The organism is Cellulophaga sp. RHA_52, from assembly GCF_007827205.1.
GTDB classification, from domain to species: Bacteria; Bacteroidota; Bacteroidia; order Flavobacteriales; family Flavobacteriaceae; genus Cellulophaga; species Cellulophaga lytica.
The window spans coordinates 2,499,381-2,521,579 of sequence record NZ_VIRZ01000001.1 but is presented as its reverse complement, the minus strand read 5'-3'; the positions used below and the strand labels follow the sequence as shown (position 1 = coordinate 2,521,579).

Here is a 22,199-nt window from a genome sequence, read left to right as displayed (position 1 = left end):
TATACATTACTGGTATCCTAAATTTAGAACAATATTACAGTTTTAAACAGGGTACTTTTTACAACAAACTACAACAAATGAAAAATTTTATAGCAATACTACTGCTCTTAACAGGTATTGGCAGTATACAAGCACACGAGTTAAAAGGTACAATAGTATCTAACAACAACACACCTATAGAAGGTGTTAGTGTGTACAACCAAACAACAGGTAATTACACCTACTCTAATACATCTGGTTATTTTAAATTAAATAATGTTTCTTTAAATGACGTTGTTTTCTTTTACAATCTAGGGTACGCAACAAAAGAAATTACAATTACAGAGAAACACTTAAACACTACTGTAAAAATTAGTTTAACAGAAAGTGCTGTGTCTTTAGACCAAGTAGTTTTGGTTTCTAATGTTAATACCTTAAGTACATTTTTAAATGTAGATGTTAAAACAAATCCTGTAAAGTCATCACAAGAAATTTTACGTAAAGTTCCTGGACTAATTATTGGTCAGCATGCTGGTGGTGGTAAAGCAGAACAAATATTTTTACGCGGGTTTGATATTGACCACGGTACAGACGTTGCCATAAGCGTAGATGGCTTACCAGTAAATATGGTATCTCATGCACACGGACAAGGTTATGCAGATATGCACTTTATTATACCAGAAACTATAGATAACATAGATTTTGGCAAAGGCCCTTATTACGCAAATGTTGGTAATTTTAACACTGCAGGTTATGTTAACTTAAAAACCAAGAAAAAATTAGACAACAATTTATTATCTGTAGAAGCCGGACAATTTAACAGCTTACGTGCAGTAAGTATGCTTAAGTTGTTAGATGAAGAACAAAATAATATGTATTTAGCTTCTGAGCTTGTACTTACAGATGGTGTTTTTGATTCTCCTCAGAATTTTAATAGAATTAATCTAATGGGCCGTTATAACTTTAATAATTATGACGATCAAGAGTTTACTATTACAGCTAGTCATTTTCAAAGTAAATGGGATGCTTCTGGTCAAATACCTCAGCGTGCGGTAGACCAAGGATTAATTGGTAGGTTTGGCGCTATAGATGATACTGAAGGTGGTAAAACTAGCAGGTCTAACCTATGGTTTAATCACACCAAACAATTTAATGATCACGAGTCTCTTACTTCAAAGGCATTTGTATCTAAGTACGACTTTGAGTTGTTCTCTAACTTTACCTTCTTTCTAGAAGATCCTATAAATGGAGATCAAATAAAACAAAAAGAGTCTCGTAGTATTTTTGGAGCAGAATCTGTTTACGCTCATAATTATCACTTTAATAAAGATAACTCACAGTTAAAATTAGAAGCTGGTGTTGGTTTTAGGTATGATGATGTTAATGACGTGGAGCTATCTCACACAGCTAATAGGCAAACTACTTTAGAAACTTACGCTTTAGGTGATATTGATGAAGTTAATATGTATAGTTTTGTAAACGCTACGTACAAGAAAAACAGATGGACAATTAATCCTGGTTTGCGTTTAGATTATTTTAAAAACGACTATATAGATAAACTACAAGCTACATACACCAGTTTAAGTGAAGACAAGGTTTTTGTTAGTCCTAAGTTAAACTTTATTTATGCTGCTTCTCCTAGCGTGCAGTTATTTTTAAAATCGGGTATTGGTTTTCATTCTAATGACACACGCGTGGTTACTGCTAACAATGGTAAAGAGATATTACCTGCTGCTTATGGTAACGATTTGGGTGTTATTCTTAAACCATCATCTAAATTAGTTATTAACGCTGCTTTATGGAGCTTATTTTTAGAACAAGAATTTGTATATGTTGGTGATGCTGGAGTTGTAGAACCTAGTGGAAAAACACAACGTTATGGTGTAGATTTAGGTTTTAGATACAACATAAACCCTAATTTGTATTTGTATAGTGATGCAAACTACGCTTACGCCAGAAGCACAGAAGAAGCAGATGGTGAAGATTACATACCATTGGCTCCTTCATTAACCGCTGCTGGTGGTGTAACTTTTAAAAACTTAGGTAAGTTTTCTGGCGGATTAAATTACAGATACGTAAAAGACAGACCTGCTAATGAAGATAACTCTATTGTTGCAGACGGTTACTTTGTATCAGATTTTAATATTAGTTACAATACTAAAAACTGGACATACGGAGTTATTATAGAGAATTTGTTTGACACAGAGTGGAACGAGAGTCAGTTTGCTACAGAAACAAGGTTATTTAATGAAGATAATCCTATAGATGAAATTCATTTTACACCAGGTACTCCGTTCTTTTTAAAAGCTAAAGTTTCCGTAACTTTTTAAAAACGGTATTTTTATTGCACCTAGTAAACCCACAGCATTTGTTGTGGGTTTATTTTTTATCTGTCCAAACACAGACACCATTTTTTATAGAATTATAGTATATTTAGTTTAATGATTAGGAACTTTTTCTTTGTTTTATGCTGTATAACACTCTTTTCTTGTGCTAACAAAAGTGTAGAAAAGAAAGAAAACCCATATGTTTGGAAAACACTTAGCGTTAAAGCAACTGCATACAACTCTTTGGCATACCAAACCTCTTCTACCCCAACTATTGCTGCTTGGGGAGACAGTCTTAAACCCGGAGACAAATACATAGCTGTTTCTAAAGATCTTTTAAAATTAGGTTTAAACAGAAATACTGAAGTAAAACTAGAAGGGTTTAGTGGCACTTATTTGGTAAAAGATAAAATGCATTCTAAATGGCGTAACCGAATAGATATTTATATGGGAACAGATGTAAAAAAAGCTATAGAGTACGGTGTTAAAAAAATTAATTTACAGTACAAAATTCTTAAAGATAGCTTAAAAACACCTTAATTTTAAAGCGTTCTTCTTATCTTTAAAAAAACCTATTATACTAGTATTTAGTTAATATTTGCATTAGCTTGTAAATGATAGGAAAGTAATTTTAATACGACAAAATATTACAAATAAAATAACACTAGTATAACAATTATAATGTAGAAAGGAAATTGATTTATGTTAACTTGGAAAAATGTAATTCACTTTACAGTTAAAGGCAATTTAGAGCCCGATTTTAAAGTTGAAAAGTCAGATATTGAGTGGAAACAATTGCTAACACCAGAACAATACAGAATTACACGTAAAAAAGGTACAGAGCCAGCGCATAGTGGTGCTTTGTGTAGTTCTTTTACAAACGGACAATACAATTGTGTTTGCTGTAACACACCTTTATTTAACTCTAGCATAAAATTTAAGTCCAATTCTGGCTGGCCTAGTTTTACACAGCCTATTAAGGAAAATGCTATTAAGTACATAAAAGATACAAGTTTTGGTATGATAAGGGTAGAAGTTTTATGTAATACATGTAACGCACATTTAGGACATATTTTTCCAGACGGACCAGAACCTACTGGCCTACGCTATTGTATAAATTCTGAAGCATTACAATTACAAAAAGAGAAAGAAAAGAATAATGATGAATAGAAAATTAGAAACATTAACTGTTGGTGGAGGATGCTTTTGGTGTACAGAAGCAGTTTTTAATGAGGTTAAAGGTGTAGAAAAGGTAGTTTCTGGTTACACGGGTGGTATTGCACCTGGCAGACCAACATACAGAGAAATATGCTCTGGTTTAACTGGTCATGCAGAGGTGGTACAAGTTACCTACAATGCCGCAGAAATAGCGTACCAAGATTTACTAGTTATTTTTATGACTACACACAATCCTACTACGCTAAACAGACAAGGTGCAGATGCTGGCACACAATACAGATCTGTAATTTATTATCATAATCCTAAACAAAAAGAACTTGCTGAGGTTGTTTTAGCAGAAATGGCTCCGTATTACACAGATCCTATTGTTACAGAACTTAGCCCTATTGGTGTTTTTTATGATGCAGAAGAAGAACATCAACGTTTTTACCAAAATAATAAAACAATGGGGTACTGTACTGTAGTCATAGACCCTAAACTAGCTAAACTACGACAAATGCACGCAGATAAATTAAAAAGCATAACAGCTTAATACAACATATAATACCTGTAATTCTTTATGACTTACAGGTATTTTAAATTTTAGAAAGAATGAAAGTTATACACGATAAAGAAAATCAAAAATTTACTATGAATGTTGAGGGTGATACAGCATTTGTAGATTACAAGCTTAAAGATGGAAAAATGTACTTAGTATATTCTGAAGTACCTACCAGCTTAAGAGGTAAAGGTATAGGCAAAGTTTTAGTAGAACAAACTTTTGAGCTGCTTACCACACAAGGGTACAAAGCTGTAGCTGTTTGTGGATACGTTAAGGCTATTGCTAAAAGAAGTGACAAGTGGAGTACTATAATTGAACAAGCCTAAATAATGAAGTTTAACCTAAAAGATAGATTTACATCGCAATTACCCGCAGATCCTATTTTAGAAAATTCTAGAAGGCAGGTTTCTAATGCGTGTTTTTCTTATGTTACACCTAAAAAAACTGCAAACCCAGAAATAATTCACGTTTCTGATGATATGCTACGCACGCTTGGATTAACAAAAAAAGACAGTGCTACCAAAGAGTTTTTAAACGTTTTTACAGGAAACAGCGTTATGCCAAATACCAAACCATATGCTATGTGTTATGGCGGACATCAATTTGGAAATTGGGCCGGACAATTAGGCGATGGTAGAGCTATAAATTTAGCTGAGGTAGAACACAATAACAAAATATGGGCTTTACAGCTTAAAGGTGCAGGAGAAACTCCGTATTCTAGATCAGCAGATGGTTTAGCTGTTTTACGTTCTTCTGTTAGAGAGTACTTGTGTAGCGAAGCTATGTACCACTTAGGCGTACCAACAACAAGAGCCCTCTCTTTAGCGCTTACAGGAGATAATGTGTTAAGAGATATGTTATACAATGGCAATGCAGCTTATGAAAAAGGTGCCGTTGTTACTAGGGTTGCTCCTAGTTTTCTACGTTTTGGAAGTTTTCAGTTATTAGCAGCCAAAGAAGATATTTCTACCTTAACTACGCTAGTAAATTACACTATAAAAAATCATTATTCTCATTTAGGCAATCCGTCTAAAGAAACTTATATAGCTTTTTTTAAAGAAGTTGCAGAACGTACTTTAGAAATGATTGTACATTGGCAACGTGTAGGTTTTGTACACGGTGTTATGAATACCGATAATATGTCTATTCTAGGACTAACCATAGATTATGGTCCATATGGCTGGTTAGACGATTATAATCCGGACTGGACACCAAATACTACAGACGCAGAAAACAGACGTTACCGCTACAACAACCAACCTAATGTTGGTTTGTGGAATCTTTTTCAATTGGCAAATGCTTTATTTCCATTGGTTAATGAAGCTGCTCCCCTAGAAGCTATTTTAGATGATTACAAACTAGGTTATGATAAGGCTTCTTTAAAAATGATGCGTTCTAAAATTGGTTTGTTTACAGAATTTGACACAGATTATAAACTTATAGAACAGCTTGAAGAGAATTTACAGCGCGTAGAAACCGATATGACTATCTTCTACAGGAACTTATCCACTTTTAACAAAAACGCTCCTAAAGAAGCTCTAAACAGCATTAAAGAGGCTTTTTATAATACAAACACACTAACAGATGATGTAAAAACACATTGGAACAATTGGTTTACTTCTTATGCTAGCAGATTAAAGTTAGAAAAAACAACAGATAATGAGCGTAAAGTAAAGATGAACCTAACTAACCCTAAATACGTATTACGCAACTATATGGCGCAACTTGCAATTGACGCTGCGGACAATGGCAACTATGCTGTATTAGACGAGTTATATCAACTTTTAAAAAATCCTTATAAAGAACAACCAGAACATCAAAAATGGTTTGCCAAAAGACCAGATTGGGCAAAACATAAGGTTGGTTGTTCTATGTTATCCTGTAGCTCATAACTTCTGGTCTAAATTAAAAATAACACTATGAATAAAACAGATTTCAGCAACTTAAAAGCAATGTACATTAATTGTACGCTAAAAAAATCACCATCAATAAGTCATACTTCTAAACTTATGGAGGTTTCTAAGCAAATAATGCGCAAAGAGAATGTTACTGTAGAACAATTACGACTTGTAGATCACGATGTTGCTACTGGTGTTTACCCAGATATGACAGAACACGGCTGGGATAAAGATGAATGGCCAGAGCTGTTTAAAAAAATTATAGATGCTGATATACTTATCATTGGCACCCCAATTTGGTTAGGAGAAAAGTCTTCTGTAGCGCAAAAACTTATTGAAAGACTGTATGCTATGAGTGGTATGACTAATGATAAAGGACAATATTTGTTTTACGGAAAAGTAGGTGGTACCATTATTACAGGTAATGAAGACGGTGTAAAGCACTGTGCTATGGGTATTTTATATGCTATGCAGCATATTGGATATTCTATACCACCACAGGCTGATGCTGGTTGGATTGGCGAAGTTGGACCAGGCCCTAGCTATGGTGACACCAAGTGGAAAGGAGAAAAATTAGACAATCCTGTTGGCTTGCAGTCTGACTTTACAAATAGAAATACAACATTTATGACCTACAACCTTATGCACTTAGCTAAAATGCTAAAAGAACAAGGAGGTTACCCTAGTTACGGAAACTCTAGAGAAGGCTGGGATAATGGTAAAAAATGGAACTTTGAAAATCCTGAATACCGCTAATAAAACAGCTAATAAACTGCATAGCAACGCTATAGTTGCACTGTAATTTTAAGCTACTATTTCCGACAAAATCACCAACAACAATAAAAACATTTAAAAACCACATTTATGAAAGCAATTTGGAACAATACCATAATAGCAGAGAGCAATGACACTGTAGTTATAGAAAACAATCATTATTTCCCTAAAGAGAGCATTAAGCAAGAGTTTTTTACACCAACAAATACACACACTACTTGCCCCTGGAAAGGCAAAGCTCATTATTATACCGTTACTGTAAACGGTAATGAAAATAAAGATGCTGCTTGGCACTATCCAGAAGTTTCTAAAATGGCAAAACCAATAGAAGGTTATGTAGCTTTTTGGAAAGGTGTAGAAGTAGTAGAATAGTATTTTTTTTGCTTAAAATAGCAGAAGATTCACTTTATAAGATAACCTCAAGCACAGGTTACCATTAGTAAGCAAATGCTATTTTAAAATTGTTATTAGGATGTAAAATATAACGAAAGGTTTTGTTTTTCTATTCAGATATAGCGTCAATAAAATCGACACCTAAACAGTTAAATGATAAGTTTAATTAAAAATTAATAAAAATCTGGATAACAATAACTTAATGTGTATTTAAACTATTTAAATAATGCGTTTTACAAAAAAAATACCAATAAGTATATAAGATGTTTTTAAACAGAAAAAAGCACAGAAAATAGATAGCATCAAAAAAACTTTTCAAGTTTAAATTATAAAAAATTACAACACAGATTTATCAGTTTTTAGCACTTAAACCATTACAAAAAGAATATAAAAATTACCTTAACACAAATCTTAAAAAAACCATTTTACAAAACCTTGATTCTATCAAAATCACAATTGCTTTTATTACAATTTTCTAAGCACATAAACACTAAAAAATTAATGAATGAAGAGCACTAGATTACACATAAAAAATAAAAATGGTTTACAGCTACAAGCCTACTTAGAGCTACCTGCCAACCAAAAACCAAACTACTTTGCCATTTTTGCACATTGTTTTACCTGTAGCAGCACATTAACAGCTGTAAAAAACATTAGCAGGTCTCTTACAACGCACGGTTTTGGGGTTCTTAGGTTTGATTTTACAGGACTTGGGCGCAGTGAAGGAGAATTTGCAGATAGTCATTTTTCAGCAAATGTAGATGACTTAATTGCGGTAAACAATTACCTAACTGAAAACTATAGCGCTCCTTCCCTATTAGTAGGGCATTCTCTTGGTGGTGCAGCAGTTATTGTTGCAGCGTCTAAATTAGCAAATATTAAAGCCGTTGCTACTATTGGCGCCCCTTCTACTGCTAGTCACGTAACACATTTATTTACCCACGATGTTAGCAGTATTCCAGAAAAAGGAAACGTAGAAGTTAACATTGGTGGCAGACCTTTTAAAATAAACAAGGAGTTTGCAGAGGACTTTAGCAAAACAGACTTACCAAAAATAACAAAAGAACTCCGTAAGCCCATTTTAATTCTACATTCACCTATAGACACCATTGTTGGTGTAGACAATGCACAAGAGCTTTATTTAAACGCACACCACCCTAAAAGCTTTGTTAGTTTAGACCAAGCAGATCACCTACTAACAAACCCAACCGACAGTATTTATGCTGGTAATGTTATTGGTACTTGGGTACAACGTTATTTTGAGCCAAAAGAAAATGAAATGCTATCTACAGAAGGAGAACAACTAGTAGGACATTTAAATTTATTAGAAGATAATTTCACAACAACTATACAGACTAAAAAACACACCTTAATTGCAGATGAACCAGAGAATATTGGTGATGATTTTGGCCCGTCTCCTTATGATTTTTTAAGCGCTGGTTTAGCCGCCTGTACTGTAATGACTTTAAAAATGTACGCGCAGCGCAAAAAATGGGATTTGCAAGAAGTTTTTGTTTATATTACGTATGCAAAAAAACACAGTGCAGATTTAATGCTTGATGTAGACAAACCAACCAAATATGATCATCTTTCTAAGAAATTAAAGTTTGTTGGAAACCTAGATGATAAAAAAAAACAAAGACTTAAAGAGATAGCGTCTAAATGCCCTGTTCACAGAACATTACAAAGTGATATTATAATAGATACCGTACTCGTAAATGATTAACATAAAAAGTGCTTACTTAAACACTCGCAACCAATTTTTAACACTCTGTTCTAATTTAGAAACCGAAGATTATTCCGTACAACCAACAGAATTTGTGTCGCCTCCTAAATGGCATTTAGCACATACCACTTGGTTTTTTGAGCAATTTGTTTTAAAAGAATTTAGCTCAGAATATACCGTTTACAATGACGATTTTGCTTATCTTTTTAATAGCTATTACAACAATGCAGGCGAACGTGTTTTACGTCCTAACAGAGGATTAATGACACGCCCAACTGTAAAGGAAGTGTATGCATACAGGAATTATGTAGACAGTAAAATGGTTGTTTTTTTAGATAGCAATCCTTCTAAAAAAGCTCTAGAAATTATAGAACTTGGTATAAACCATGAACAACAACACCAAGAGTTATTTTACTATGATATAAAATACATTTTTGGCAATCAGCCTACATTTCCTACCCTTAAAAATAGTATTGCATTAAATGACATAACACAAAAGCAAGAGTTTATTACTATTAAAGAGGGCGTATACCAAATTGGACATAACACAACTGGTTTTAGTTTTGATAATGAACTAGGCGTACACAAAACATATCTTCATCAATTTAAAATTAGCAACAATTTAACCACTAATGCAGAATACATTGCATTTATACAAGCTGGCGGTTACTCCAACTTTAACCTATGGCACGCAGAAGGATGGGATTTTATTACCAAAAACAACATTACTGCTCCTTTATACTGGCACAAAGTTAAAGACACCTGGCACTACTATACATTAAATGGTTTTAAGCCTGTAGAGCCAAACAAGCCAGTTACACACATTAGTATGTATGAAGCCTATGCCTATGCAGAATGGAAGCAAATGCGCCTACCTACAGAGTTTGAGTGGGAAATTGCTGCAGAGCACCTAAATTACGGTCAGCTTTGGGAATGGACCAATAGTGCATATTTACCTTACCCAAATTTCTCTAAAGCTCCTGGTGCTTTAGGTGAATACAATGGTAAGTTTATGATTAACCAACACGTGCTTAGAGGAGCCTCTATAGCAACACCAGAAAACCACAGTAGAAAAACATACAGAAACTTTTTTCAGGCAGATATGCGCTGGTTATTTTCTGGAATAAGACTTGCACAATAATATGGATTATACCTTTGATAAAGATATATTAGATGGCCTTACTGCGCCAAAAAAACACCTATCTTCCAAATACTTTTATGACGATGCTGGAAGCAGAATTTTTCAGGAAATTATGCATATGCAATCATATTATTTAACAGATAGTGAATTTGAGATTTTATCACTTCAAGCCAAACAAATTGTAGATGCATTACAATTTAACGTACCGTTTAACATTATAGAATTTGGTGCTGGTGACGGATTTAAAACCTTTAAACTATTAGAATATTTAGAGCAAAACAATATTGCTTTTCATTACATTCCTATAGACATTAGTAAAGAAGCTATAGATATGCTTACAGATAAGTTAAAAGAACGCTTACCAAATGTATCCATTAAACCTAAAATTGGCGACTACTTTAAAATGCTTAAAGAACTTAAACAAGATAGCACCCCTAGTTTACTCCTATTTTTAGGTAGTAACATAGGTAATTATACTTATGGTGAAGCAACAGAACTACTACAGCTTTTTAATAACAATATGAAACCTAAAGATAAGTTGCTAATTGGTATAGACCTAAAAAAGAATCCTATTACTATACACAATGCATATTTTGATAAAGACGGAATAACAAAACGTTTTAACCTTAACCTTTTGCTACGAATTAACAGAGAGCTAGAAGCAGATTTTAAAATTGATGATTTTGACTTTTATTGCCACTACAACCCTACTAACGGAGAAGTTAAAAGCTATATAGTAAGCTTAAAAAAGCAACAAGTTTACTTAAAAAAACTAGATAAAGTAATCAGTTTTAATCAGAATGAGCTTATTTGGACAGAATTATCTAAAAAATATGATCTTACTGAGATTGAAGAGTTAGCACTAAAAACAAACTACACTGTTGCAACCAACTTTTTAGATTGCAAACATTACTTTACTGACAGTCTATGGGTTAAATAAAAGTATATAAAAATTGAAAAACACCAAACTTGGATTAGGTCTAGCAGCATTAGGAAGACCAGATTATATAAACATTAGAACAACTAATGTAAATAAGTCTGTTGCTGCATTTAAAGAAAATGCCTTTACAATGCTAGACCACGCCTACGAGTTAGGAATACGGTATTTTGACACTGCACCATCATACGGTAAAGGAGAACAATTTTTACTAGACTGGAAAAATCAAAGAGAACACAAAGACCTTGTTTTAGGCACTAAATGGGGTTACACCTATGTTGCCAATTGGGAAATAGGTTTTAATGGCAAGCATGAAATTAAAGAGCACTCTTTAGCTAAACTAAAAGAGCAATGGCAAACATCAAAAAACTTATTACCAGAATTAGGCATATACCAAGTACACTCGGCTACCTTAGAAAGTGGAATTTTAGACAACACTAATGTCTTAGAAGAGCTGTACACTATAAAAAAAGAAACAGGATTAACTATTGGTATATCTACTAGCGGAACACAACAAAGCAATGTAATAGAAAAAGCTTTAGGCGTAAAAGTTAACGGAGAAGATTTATTTACAAGTTTCCAAGTAACGTACAACGTTTTAGAGCAGTCTACCTACCCTATTTTAAATCAATTATTAAAAGAAAACAAAACAGTAATTGTAAAAGAGTCTTTGGCTAACGGTAGAGTTTTTAAGAGTGATGCTTTTAAAAACTATCAAAAAAATTATAAAACGCTGGAAGCGCTAGCTAACAACCATAATGTAAGTGTAGATGCAATTGCATTACGTTTTATTATTGATGCATTAGAGCCAACCTATTTGCTAAGTGGTGCATCAAACACAGTACAATTAGACAGTAATTACAAAGCTTTAGATATTGTTTTAAGTAAAAGCGATTTAGAGAAATTAAAACAACTAAAAACTAACCCTAATAATTACTGGGAAGAACGTAGCTCCCTAAAATGGAACTAAGATGTATGTTTTTTATCTTTTGTAAAACCGTATAAATTTTGCTTTACAAATCCTTTAGGAAAATGCTCATCACCCTCAAAACCTAAACGTACAGTACCACTATCTTCAGGAATATAATTTGTTTTAAAAATATAATCCCACAAACTTAAACTAATTCCAAAATTAACCCCGTAAGACCCCTTTGGCAATGTATATGCATGGTGATACAAATGCATTACAGGATTATTAAATATATATTTTAACGGTCCCCACGTTATTTTAATATTAGAATGGTTAAAGTGCCCTATTGTTATAGCAAAAAAGTGAACCACAAAAGCTTGCTCAGGTTCAAAACCTCCTAAAATTAATACTCCAAAGGTTTTTAATGGCTTATACAATACGTTTTCCATCCAATGGTAACGCAAGTGAGCTGCAAAACCCATTTCTTTTACACTATGGTGTACTTTGTGAAAATTCCACAATACTGGCAACTTATGCAACAATACGTGTGTAAACCACTGTACAAAGTCTAAAACAATAAAAAACACCAAAAGTTGCAAGCCCATACTCCACTTAGATATATCTACAACAGCCAAGCTTTTTACCGTAATACCAAAAGAACCAAAAAACAACTCTAAAGTTTTATAAAAACCACTTATTATTATTGAAAAAACAAAGAAGTTAAAAAACATATAAAAAAAATCTAACCAAAAATCTTTTCTAAATATTGATTGGTTTTTTCGCCAAGGAAACATAATTTCTAATCCCCAAACAAGTAAAGATATAAGTAGTAAACCCCAAAAGTAATTGGTATACCAAGGCACATCAAAAACAATAGATTTCCATGTCCAACTTAATGATCCTGAAAACGCATTTGTAAAAGCTTCTAAATAATTATTCATAACAAAAATAAGAGTCGTAAATATCTGCATTTTCTAACAAACAGAATGCAACATTAGTTACATATTAACTGCATTTAACGTCTGCTAAAAACATTTTTTAACATTTTACCTTTTATTTATTTAAATTTACCCAAAACCAAAAACTATTTATGGCAATCTTAACTTCACTTGGATTAATTTTAATTACTTGTATAATAATTTGGAGAGCCTGTGATGGTTTTGAAATGGCTTCTAATTACTTAGGCAGAAACATGAAGGAAGGCATTAAAGGTGCCACTATAAACGCCATAGGAAGCAGTTTGCCAGAATTGTTTACAACACTATTTTTTTTATTTGTATTAAAAGATAAAGATGGCTTTTCTGGAGGAATAGGTACAACAGCTGGTAGTGCTGTTTTTAATGCCATGATTATACCTGCAGTAGTAATATTAGTTGTTATAGGAAAAAAAATAACCTCTAAAATTGAGGTTTCTAAAAAAGTAATATATAGAGACGGTATTTCTTTAATTTTAGCAGAACTTGCCTTAATTTTTGTAATAAGCGGTACATCTTTAAATTGGATTCATGGCTTAATTTTAATGGCGCTTTATTTTGTTTATGTTGGCTATATGTTGCTCAGTCAAGGGCCAGGCGAAGTAGAAAACGATTACGAAGAAGAAGCCGATGGCGGTAACAGAGCAGTTGCTTTATTTAAAGGAGATTTAGCCACAGTGGTTCTTGGAAATTCTAAAATTAACCAACTAAAAGCCATATTACTATTACTAATATCTGTTTTATTTATTGGTTTAGCTTGTTTTTGGTTGGTAGAAGCTTGCCAAGAGTTTGGTGCCGCTACTGGTATGCCTATTTATTTTGTATCTGTTGTTTTAGCATCTGCAGCTACAAGTGTGCCAGATACTATTATATCTTACAAAGACGCTATGAAAGGAAATTATGATGATGCTGTTGCAAATGCGCTAGGCAGTAATATTTTTGATGTTTGCTTTGCGCTAGGTTTTCCGTTGTTTTTATTTACGTTAATATACGGACCAATAGAAATGAGTGCAGATACTATTGAAAACATAGGTCAGTTACGCGTGTTACTCCTTATTTTAACTATTATAGTATTTTTTATATTTATTTTTTCTAAAAAAGGAATAAAAGGCATACACGCAAAACTATTACTACTACTTTATGTATTATTTGTAGTGTACTCTGTTGGTAAAGGATTAAGTTATGACATACCATTAATTAGTGAAGTTTCTAATGGATTATCACAAATATCTCATTGGTTTACAGCATTATTATAATAAAGTATATTACAAAGAAAGGTGCTTATTACAGTATAATAAGCACCTTTCTTTTGTTGCAAAAACAAAATTAAGTATTACAATTCGTCTTCAGACAAAACAATTAAAAAATCATTTTCTAACAATTCTATTTCTGCGTTTTTAGATAAATTTAAAGTGATACCAAAATTATCATTTAAACTCTTACTTAAGTTACCTTTTCGTATTCCTAAACAAATTTCATCTCTTTGTTGTGCGCAAAAAATAGCATCAGCAAAACTTATTTTCTGCGGAAAAGTATCAAAATAAAGTGTTGCTGGTTTTACATAAATTTCACTTCCGTCTTCAGAAAAAATATCGTCATAAAAAGTTTTCATTAGGGCTTCTTCACTTAATTGCGCTAAAATCATTGTAATTAGCTTATTACTAATTATAAAATCATCTACATTAGTTTGCGTAATAATTTCTTGATTTTCTGAGTTTAAAACTTGCGTTATAATATGTAAACCATCTGCGGTTTCTACTAGTTTACGTAATAAAAGCAAAATAATTAAAGTATCAGAATCAATTTTATCTGCAGATTGCTCCTCCATACTCTGAGACAATATTACAACGGTATCATAACTGGCAGGTTTAATTTCTTCAAGCTTATGTAAATCTAAAGGGTTAGAGTTGTGTAAATTGATATTAAAATCTGGAAACAAACCTTTTATTTCTGTTACAACTTCTGTTAACTCATCTGTAGGATTATCAAATAAAATATCAAAATCAGAACCTTCTAACAAATAATCTGTAGCCTCTTCTATAAAAACTTCTGCTACTTTATGCCATCCTAAAATTAAAATTCTTTTTTTCTTTTGTTCTAAACGAACATCTATAATTTTTTTATCTCTATCAGGAAAAAAATGTTGTTTTCCTTCAAAAGAAATAGTAGAATCATCTTCTGCTAAAATTACCACAGAATCTCCATTAGCAAGTACGGTATTTAACGGTGGCCTTAAAACCAAACCTTCCTCTTGGGTATAAATACCAAGTGGAATACCATCTTTTAAATAATAACTTAACTCACCAAAAGGAACATTATTCCATTCATCTTCATAAAAATATATTTCACAACCATCAAAAGACAAAATTTCTTTATAAACAGAGTCTAAACCACTGGTTAAAGAAGTTTGTATTAAAAGTTTACCCATAATATTCCAGCTATCAATAGCAATAATATTATCGTCTTCAAAAAAGCTTATAATATCTCTTTTTTCTTTTGTAAAAATCTCTGCAATAATTGGCAGTTCATTTTTACCATTTTGGCAAGCAGTTATTGCCAAAATAGATTTAACAGATTGTACATCACTAGCTTTCTTTTTACTTAACGTAGCACTTTCAGAACAACTAGCAAGTATAATTATAGACCTGGCAGACTCTAAATTTATACGCTTAAGCTCATTAATATTGGCATAATCTCCTTGTGTAGTAATTACCTCTGTTGTCATCATATCTGGCAAACGTTTGGTAATTAAATTATCCATTTCTTCCTTATCTGTATTAGATAAAATAACTACAGAAGCTTTAGACTCGCTCTCATTTGCTAAAATTAACTCTCTAATTACATCTACAACACGCTCATTCCATCCTAAAATAATAGTGTGGTTGTTTTCTATAACTTTACCTCTACCCTTTCTAAAATCATACAACATAGTATCTAAAGCCGTAGTAATAAAACCAATTAGCATAGACAGTAAAATAACACCTGTTAAACCAGACAAAACCGTTAGTACTTTTAAAAATGTAGGTGCTTCATTATCCTGGTTCATATTTCCAGGGTCTGTCATTTCTAAAAAAGTAACCCAAATATCTCTAAAAACATTTCCAGTATAATCTAAACTTGGAAAAAGATTTATGAGTAATAAACGCAGTCCAACAAGAAATATAAATACAATAATAAAAATAATTAAAAGACTCTTAAATATTGATGAGCCTCCTTTGCTTAAAAAACGTTCTGCTTTATAATTTAAGCGTTCAGAAAAAGAGTTTTTCATAAATAAAGGTTGGTTTGTTTAGTTTTAAAATTTTGATGTATTTTTTTCTCAGCTATTAACTTTTTATTCTTTTTGCTGTAAAAACCTCATAATCCTCTTCATCTAAAACAACAACCTATTATCATTAAATATTAACAAGTTAAAGTTTACGTTTGTAGCTTTTTAAAACTACAAAAACCTACACTAACACTAAGTGCCTACATATCAAAACATTACATCTTAAAGACTAGATTTTAAGACTGATTGCAAGAGTAAAATGTTTGTATAAACTTCTGTAAATCAAATTACTATTTAAGTTAAAATAACAGATTTATTAAAAAGATATTGCACTAAAGGTAAATTTCTTAACTAAATTTTAATACAAAAGTTAAAAAGAAGAATTATTGATGAATAAAACATAGTGTTTATGTTAATAAAAGAAATGAAGTATCAAAATCTAACCTAAAACAGCAATTAATTAAGATTTTACACATTATTTAATTCACACAACTTTAATAGTAAATATGAAAATACTCTTAAAAAAGAATATAATTTAAATTTAATTTATAATTATTAAGCGCTAAAACTGCTTTTTTAACAAACAATAATATCTGTATAGTTATATCCTCTTTTTTTAGTACTTTTCAGATTACAAGAACAATTAAAAATCCAAATATGAAAAAACTAGCATTTATAGCCTTAGCTCTGGCTATAAGCTGTAATTCTACTCAGAAAACTACAGGAGAAAAGAAAACGGAAAAAGCTGTAGAGGCCAATCCAGAAACTTATGGTAAAACTATTACTGAAGCCGAATTAAAAGCTCACTTATACACGTATGCATCTGACGAGTTTGAAGGACGTGAAACAGGTAAACCAGGACAAAAGAAAGCTATAGAGTACATAAAAAAAGAATACGTAGGCTTAGGTATTAAACCAGCAAAAGCAGATGGTAACTATTTTCAGGATGTTCCCTTAGAAATTTCTAAGCTTCCTACAGGTTCACTTAGCGTTAACGGTAAAGAATATAAATTAGGAGAGGATTATGTTGCTACAAGTGCTGCTACTGGCGACTACACTAATGTTGTATATGTTGGTTACGGTATAGATGAAGAAAACTACTCTGATTACAAAAACTTAGACGTTGCAGATAAAATTGTTGTAGCTAAAGTTGGTGAGCCTAAAAATGAAGACGGTACATATGTAGTATCTGGATCTACAAAAAAATCTTCATGGAGTAATGCTTCTGAAGCTTTAGCAAAACGTGCAGAAGTTGCTAAAGAAAAAGGTGCCACAGGTATTATTTTTTATGATGAAAGTAACTACCCAAGATACCAACAATATTTTGCTCAAATGCAAAAAAGTGGTAGAGAAAGAATTTCTCCTAAACCAGCTAAACCTAACAAATTTGCCACTATTTTAGTTAATAGTTCTTTAGCAAATGCTATTGTTGCAAACATTGCTACAGACAACACTCCTAAGGTTGTTAGCACTACTTTAAATGTAGATTTAAAAAGTGGAAACAAAGATGTTAAGTCTGAGAATGTTGTAGCTTACATTAAAGGTTCTGAAAAACCAAATGAATACCTTGTAATATCTTCTCATTTAGACCATATTGGTGTATCTGCAGACGGACAAATTAATAATGGTGCTGATGATGATGGTTCTGGAACTGTTGCTTTATTAGAAATTGCTGAAGCATTTAAAAAAGCAGAATTAGATGGTAATGGTCCTAAACGTTCTGTTGTATTTTTACATGTAACTGGTGAAGAAAAAGGTTTACTAGGATCTCAACACTATACAGATGTAGACCCAATTTTTCCTTTAGAAAACACTGTTGCCAACCTTAATATTGATATGGTTGGTAGAATAGATCCTAAGCGTGAAGGAGACAGAAACTACATTTACCTTATTGGTTCTGATAAATTAAGTACTGAATTACATAACTTATCTGAAGAAGTAAACAAAAAATACACAAACGTTGTTTTAGACTATACTTATAATGATGAGAACGACCCTAACCGTTTTTACTACAGAAGTGACCACTACAACTTTGCAAAAAATAATATTCCAATTATTTTTTATTTTAATGGTACTCATGACGATTACCACCAACCGTCTGATACGCCAGATAAAATTAACTATGACTTGTTAGAAAACAGAACTAGATTGGTTTTTTATACAGCATGGGAAATTGCAAACAGAGCAAACAGATTAGTTGTAGACAAAGCTACAGAATAAGGCAAACAACTTAAACACAAATAAAAACCTCTGCTTATTTAGCAGAGGTTTTTTTATAGATTAAAATGTCCCGTCCTAACATAGCGATACACTAAAACTTAGTGTAATGAATACATCAGTAAAGACGGGTTATACAAAAAGAACCCAAAAAGACTACTCGCTTTCTTTTAAACTTCAAGTAGTAGAGGAAATTGAATCTGGTAAGCTGGATAGACTTTCGGCTCACCTTAAATATGGCATACAAGCAAGATCGACAATCACATCTTGGTTACGAAAATATGGTACCTTTGATTGGGAAAACCTATCCGTAGTAAACGTGGCAAAAACACCAGAACAAAGAATCGTTGAGTTAGAGGCTAAAGTTAAACTTTTGGAAAAGCAAAAGGCTCGTGCCGAGCACTTAGCTGAAAGAGCTGATAAAAAGGTAATCATTTTTGATATGTTAGTAGATATGGCGGAAAAAGAATATGATATTGCTATCAGAAAAAATTACACGCCCGAGTTATTGAACGCTTCAAAGAAGAACAAAAAGAAACAATAGTTTCCACCTGTAACTTACTCAGGCTAAATAGACAGGTATATTATAGAGCTGTAAAATCTAGGACTAAAAATCAGCATATAGTAAAACAAGTGATTGCTTTAGTGCGCAGTATTCGTAGTATTATGCCTAAAATAGGTACTAGAAAATTGTATTATATATTGAAAGACAAACTCATTGTTTTAAATGTTGGCAGAGATAAACTCTTTAGAATACTCAAAGCAAATCATATGCTTATAAAACCTAAAAGATCATATCAGATAACTACAGATTCTCACCATCGATTTAGAAAGCATAAGAATATTGTTTGCAATGTTGAAATTAATCGACCAGAACAAGTATGGGTTAGCGATATAACCTATTTAGGTTCTAGAAACAACCCATCTTATCTAGCATTAATAACAGATGCTTATTCTAAAAAAATAATAGGATATAATGTATCGGAAAGTCTGGCAGTTGATGGAACCATAAAAGCTTTGGAGATGGCTTTGAACAATAGGATGTATAAAGATGAACCACTTATTCACCACTCTGATAGAGGGTTGCAATATTGTTCTAATGAATATCAGAACCTATTGTCGCAAAACGCAATTAAATCCAGTATGACCGAAAAATACGACCCTTATGAAAATGCAATTGCAGAAAGGATCAATGGTATACTCAAACAAGAGTTCAACGTTGCAAAACATTTACAGTCGTTACCTATGAAGAGAAAATTGGTAGAACAAGCTATTTGCATTTACAACAACTTAAGGCCACATTTATCAAACCACATGTTAACACCAGAGCTTATGCATCAGCAAAACAAAATCATAATGAAACAATACAAATCAAAAAATCTCATTGAAACTAGTTTCAATGAGATTTAAATAATAAATTTAATCTTTAATAATCTGTATCGATTATTTAGGACTAGTCAAAATTAAGTTTTTAAAACAAAAAAGCCTCATCAAAATTGATAAGGCTTTGCTTTTGGGTGGAAGACCGGGTTCGAACCGGCGACCCTCGGTACCACAAACCGATACTCTAACCAGCTGAGCTACATCCACCATTTGTAAGCGGATGCAAAGATAATTTTTTTTATTTTATCTATCAAACAATTTTGCATCATATTTTCACTAATTTAAAAAATAGATTGTAATGTGCTAATTATCAATATTTATCGTAATTTTACCCCTGTGCTTTATTTTTTTAAAGTCGATGATAGGTTAAAAAAAACAGTTCAAACACACAAAAAATGACATTTCACAACATAAATTAGTCAAAGCATAAGCTTACTTATAAATTCACGTTTAAGTTATACCATAAGAATATTAAAAAAATTAATGCCTTCAGAAATTAAAAACAAAGTGTATTTTTTAACTAACAAAAAGCTGTTTTTTAAGTTAGTTTTTACGTGTATACTACTTTTTAGTTGTACAATAAATGCTAGCGAGGGCAAAACTCCCAAAGTTAGTAATGACATAGTGCCTAAAGACACTATATATGTAAACACTCTAAATAATAGAGCCAAAAGGTTACGTTTTTACAATTCAGACAGTTTATTAAGTTTAGCTAATGAGGCTTTAAAACTTAGTGAACAGTTAGAATATAGCTACGGAATAAGCAATGCCTTGCTACACACCGCAAATTATTACTCTGATGCCGGAAATAGTAAAAAGGCTAATAAATTATACAACCAAGCATTAGAAGAAAGTAAAAAAATAAATGATAGCCATTTACAGCTATCTATTATGAATAATTTTGCACAGTCTTATTATTACTTTGGAGATTATGCAAATTCTTTAGCCATCTATTTAGAAGGTGTAGAACTGGCAGAAAAAAGCAACAACAACAGAATGCTTTCTGTTATGAATGAGAACATTGCTAACCTCTACTCTGCCCAAAAAGATTATGACCAAGCCTTACTATTTTTAGAAAAGTCTTTAAAACTTAATTTAACTCTAAAAAACGATTTTAATTCTGCAAAAACATTATGTAACTATGCTTATCTACAAAGTGAAATAGGAAACATTAATAACGCAATGTTTAATATTAATAAAAGTATAAGCATTTTTGAAGAATATAATAACATAAGATGGATAGCCAAATCATACAGAGTTAAAGGAGATATCTATTTAAAGCAAAAGAAATATGAATGGGCCATTCGTTGGTATGATCAGAGTTTTCATTTATATGACCAAATTAAAAATAACAGAGATAAATTAACCTTATTGAGCGGATTGGCGTATGCCCACTTTGGCAACAACAATACAGATACAGCAGAATTATATGCACTTACAGCTTATAACAATGCTAAAGAACTTAATTCTATAAAAAACTTAGAAAGTGCTGCAGATATTTTATACAAAATAAATAAACATAAAAAAGATTTTGAAAAATCACTTTTCTTTCATGAATTATATGAAAAAGTAACCGACTCATTATCCAGGAACGAAAACAAGCGCAGCTTGTTAATGCTACAGACAAAAATAGAAAGAGATAAACAAAAAGAAACTAAAGAAGTAGTAGACAAGTTAGAAAACGCTAAACTAAGGAGTGCTATATACATAGGTTCATCTATTTTAATAATATGGGCTATTATTACATTTATGATGTCTAGAAGTAGAAAAGCGCATAAAAAGCTTAACACAGAGTTACAGTTAAAACAGGTTGTTTTAGAAAACAGAGAGGAAGAATTACAAGAAATTAATGAAACCAAAGACAAGTTATTTTCTATAATTGCACATGACCTAAGAGGACCAATTGGCGCCTTGTTAGATGTATTAAAAATGATGAAATCTGGTGACTTAGCCATAACTGAATTTAGAGATTTTGTACCTAAATTAATTAAAGACGTAGACCATATTTCCTTTACCCTAAATAACCTATTATCTTGGGGGCAAACACAAATGAATGGTGCTACTACCAATACAACCCTAGCAGAATTAAATACACTAGCAGAAAACAATATAAATTTATTAGCAGAAACCGCTAAAAAGAAAAACATTACATTAATTAATGAAATCCCAGAAAATACTATAATTTTTTCTGACCCCAACCAAATAGATATTGTTATTAGAAACATAATTAGTAATGCGCTTAAGTTTACACCAAAAGGAGGCAAAATAACAATAGACGCCCAAGAAAAATACCAATTTATTGAAGTTACTATTAAAGATACAGGTATTGGTATGAGTGAAGAGGATTTAAGCAAAGTATTTGCTTCAAATCAAAGTCACACTACTTTTGGTACTGATAATGAAAAAGGTACTGGTTTAGGAATTTCTTTAAGTAAAGAAATGGTAGAAAATAATGGTGGAAATTTATGGGCAAAAAGTAAATTAGGAAAAGGAACTATTTTTTATTTTACCGTTCCTAAAGGAGAAGACAATTATCAATACACCCTATAATT

Annotated in this window: 19 protein-coding genes and 1 tRNA gene; 17 read left to right on the top strand and 3 right to left on the bottom strand. The window is 31.9% G+C overall.

Annotated elements, in window-relative coordinates; genetic code table 11:
- Positions 1-77 precede the first annotated feature (77 nt).
- The 12 genes from JM80_RS11190 to JM80_RS11135 all read left to right on the top strand — a co-directional run bounded on the left by JM80_RS11190 (position 78) and on the right by JM80_RS11135 (position 11,865).
- Positions 78-2,309, top strand: a complete 2,232-nt coding sequence (locus JM80_RS11190; RefSeq protein WP_144710135.1) for a carboxypeptidase-like regulatory domain-containing protein — start codon at positions 78-80, stop codon at positions 2,307-2,309.
- 111 nt (positions 2,310-2,420) lie between these two features.
- Positions 2,421-2,846 (top strand): 3D domain-containing protein, encoded by a 426-nt coding sequence (locus JM80_RS11185; protein ID WP_013622687.1) that lies wholly within the window; start codon positions 2,421-2,423, stop codon positions 2,844-2,846.
- A gap of 162 nt (positions 2,847-3,008) precedes the next feature.
- Entirely contained in the window at positions 3,009-3,476 is a 468-nt protein-coding gene (msrB, locus tag JM80_RS11180; RefSeq protein ID WP_013622688.1) for a peptide-methionine (R)-S-oxide reductase MsrB, read from the top strand.
- Complete coding sequence (msrA, locus tag JM80_RS11175) at positions 3,466-4,017, top strand: peptide-methionine (S)-S-oxide reductase MsrA (RefSeq protein WP_013622689.1); 552 nt, start codon at positions 3,466-3,468, stop codon at positions 4,015-4,017. Before msrB ends, msrA begins: the two co-directional genes overlap by 11 nt.
- A gap of 59 nt (positions 4,018-4,076) precedes the next feature.
- Positions 4,077-4,352 (top strand): GNAT family N-acetyltransferase, encoded by a 276-nt coding sequence (locus JM80_RS11170; protein ID WP_013622690.1) that lies wholly within the window; start codon positions 4,077-4,079, stop codon positions 4,350-4,352.
- 3 nt (positions 4,353-4,355) lie between these two features.
- Positions 4,356-5,918 carry a YdiU family protein gene (locus tag JM80_RS11165; protein WP_144710133.1) on the top strand — a complete coding sequence of 521 codons (1,563 nt, stop codon included), beginning with the start codon at positions 4,356-4,358 and terminating at the stop codon, positions 5,916-5,918.
- A 27-nt stretch (positions 5,919-5,945) separates the two neighbouring features.
- Complete coding sequence (locus JM80_RS11160; RefSeq protein WP_144710131.1) at positions 5,946-6,680, top strand: flavodoxin family protein; 735 nt, start codon at positions 5,946-5,948, stop codon at positions 6,678-6,680.
- 108 nt (positions 6,681-6,788) lie between these two features.
- On the top strand, positions 6,789-7,070 hold the full coding sequence (locus JM80_RS11155) for a DUF427 domain-containing protein (protein ID WP_013622693.1): 282 nt from the start codon (positions 6,789-6,791) through the stop codon (positions 7,068-7,070).
- Between the two features lie 526 nt (positions 7,071-7,596).
- Positions 7,597-8,817: a bifunctional alpha/beta hydrolase/OsmC family protein gene (locus JM80_RS11150; protein WP_144710129.1), complete on the top strand. Its 1,221-nt coding sequence runs from the start codon at positions 7,597-7,599 to the stop codon at positions 8,815-8,817.
- The gene (gene egtB / locus JM80_RS11145) at positions 8,810-9,958 is read left to right on the top strand and encodes an ergothioneine biosynthesis protein EgtB (RefSeq protein ID WP_144710127.1); all 1,149 of its coding nucleotides are present in this window, start codon (positions 8,810-8,812) and stop codon (positions 9,956-9,958) included. Before JM80_RS11150 ends, egtB begins: the two co-directional genes overlap by 8 nt.
- A gap of 1 nt (position 9,959) precedes the next feature.
- A complete protein-coding gene (locus JM80_RS11140; protein WP_144710125.1) occupies positions 9,960-10,898 on the top strand; it encodes an L-histidine N(alpha)-methyltransferase in 939 nt (312 codons plus the stop codon).
- A 13-nt stretch (positions 10,899-10,911) separates the two neighbouring features.
- Complete coding sequence (locus JM80_RS11135) at positions 10,912-11,865, top strand: aldo/keto reductase (RefSeq protein ID WP_144710123.1); 954 nt, start codon at positions 10,912-10,914, stop codon at positions 11,863-11,865.
- Here the strand turns inward: JM80_RS11135 and JM80_RS11130 are convergent.
- Positions 11,862-12,746: a sterol desaturase family protein gene (locus JM80_RS11130; protein WP_144710121.1), complete on the bottom strand. Its 885-nt coding sequence runs from the start codon at positions 12,744-12,746 to the stop codon at positions 11,862-11,864. The two genes, JM80_RS11135 and JM80_RS11130, sit on opposite strands and share 4 nt — an antisense overlap.
- Positions 12,747-12,895: 149 nt before the next feature.
- Between JM80_RS11130 and JM80_RS11125 the strand changes: the two genes are divergently transcribed.
- Positions 12,896-14,035, top strand: coding sequence for a sodium:calcium antiporter (locus JM80_RS11125; RefSeq protein ID WP_013622699.1), 1,140 nt, complete (start codon positions 12,896-12,898; stop codon positions 14,033-14,035).
- A 77-nt stretch (positions 14,036-14,112) separates the two neighbouring features.
- Here JM80_RS11125 and JM80_RS11120 read toward each other — a convergent pair whose 3' ends face one another.
- Entirely contained in the window at positions 14,113-16,050 is a 1,938-nt protein-coding gene (locus tag JM80_RS11120; RefSeq protein WP_144710119.1) for a hypothetical protein, read from the bottom strand.
- Between the two features lie 654 nt (positions 16,051-16,704).
- On the opposite strand from JM80_RS11120, the gene JM80_RS11115 reads away from it, so the two are divergent.
- The 3 genes from JM80_RS11115 (at position 16,705) to JM80_RS11110 (ending at position 19,674) form a co-directional block, all read left to right on the top strand.
- The gene (locus JM80_RS11115; protein ID WP_144710117.1) at positions 16,705-18,267 is read left to right on the top strand and encodes a M28 family peptidase; all 1,563 of its coding nucleotides are present in this window, start codon (positions 16,705-16,707) and stop codon (positions 18,265-18,267) included.
- 106 nt (positions 18,268-18,373) lie between these two features.
- A complete protein-coding gene (locus JM80_RS16530) occupies positions 18,374-18,808 on the top strand; it encodes a hypothetical protein (protein WP_034647405.1) in 435 nt (144 codons plus the stop codon).
- Positions 18,772-19,674: an IS3 family transposase gene (locus JM80_RS11110; protein WP_222428954.1), complete on the top strand. Its 903-nt coding sequence runs from the start codon at positions 18,772-18,774 to the stop codon at positions 19,672-19,674. The genes JM80_RS16530 and JM80_RS11110 overlap by 37 nt, the downstream gene beginning before the upstream one ends.
- Positions 19,675-19,779: 105 nt before the next feature.
- Here JM80_RS11110 and JM80_RS11105 read toward each other — a convergent pair.
- Positions 19,780-19,855: transfer RNA gene (locus tag JM80_RS11105), tRNA-His, on the bottom strand.
- A gap of 275 nt (positions 19,856-20,130) precedes the next feature.
- Here JM80_RS11105 and JM80_RS11100 point away from each other — a divergent pair.
- The gene (locus JM80_RS11100; RefSeq protein WP_144710115.1) at positions 20,131-22,197 is read left to right on the top strand and encodes an ATP-binding protein; all 2,067 of its coding nucleotides are present in this window, start codon (positions 20,131-20,133) and stop codon (positions 22,195-22,197) included.
- Positions 22,198-22,199 lie beyond the last annotated feature (2 nt).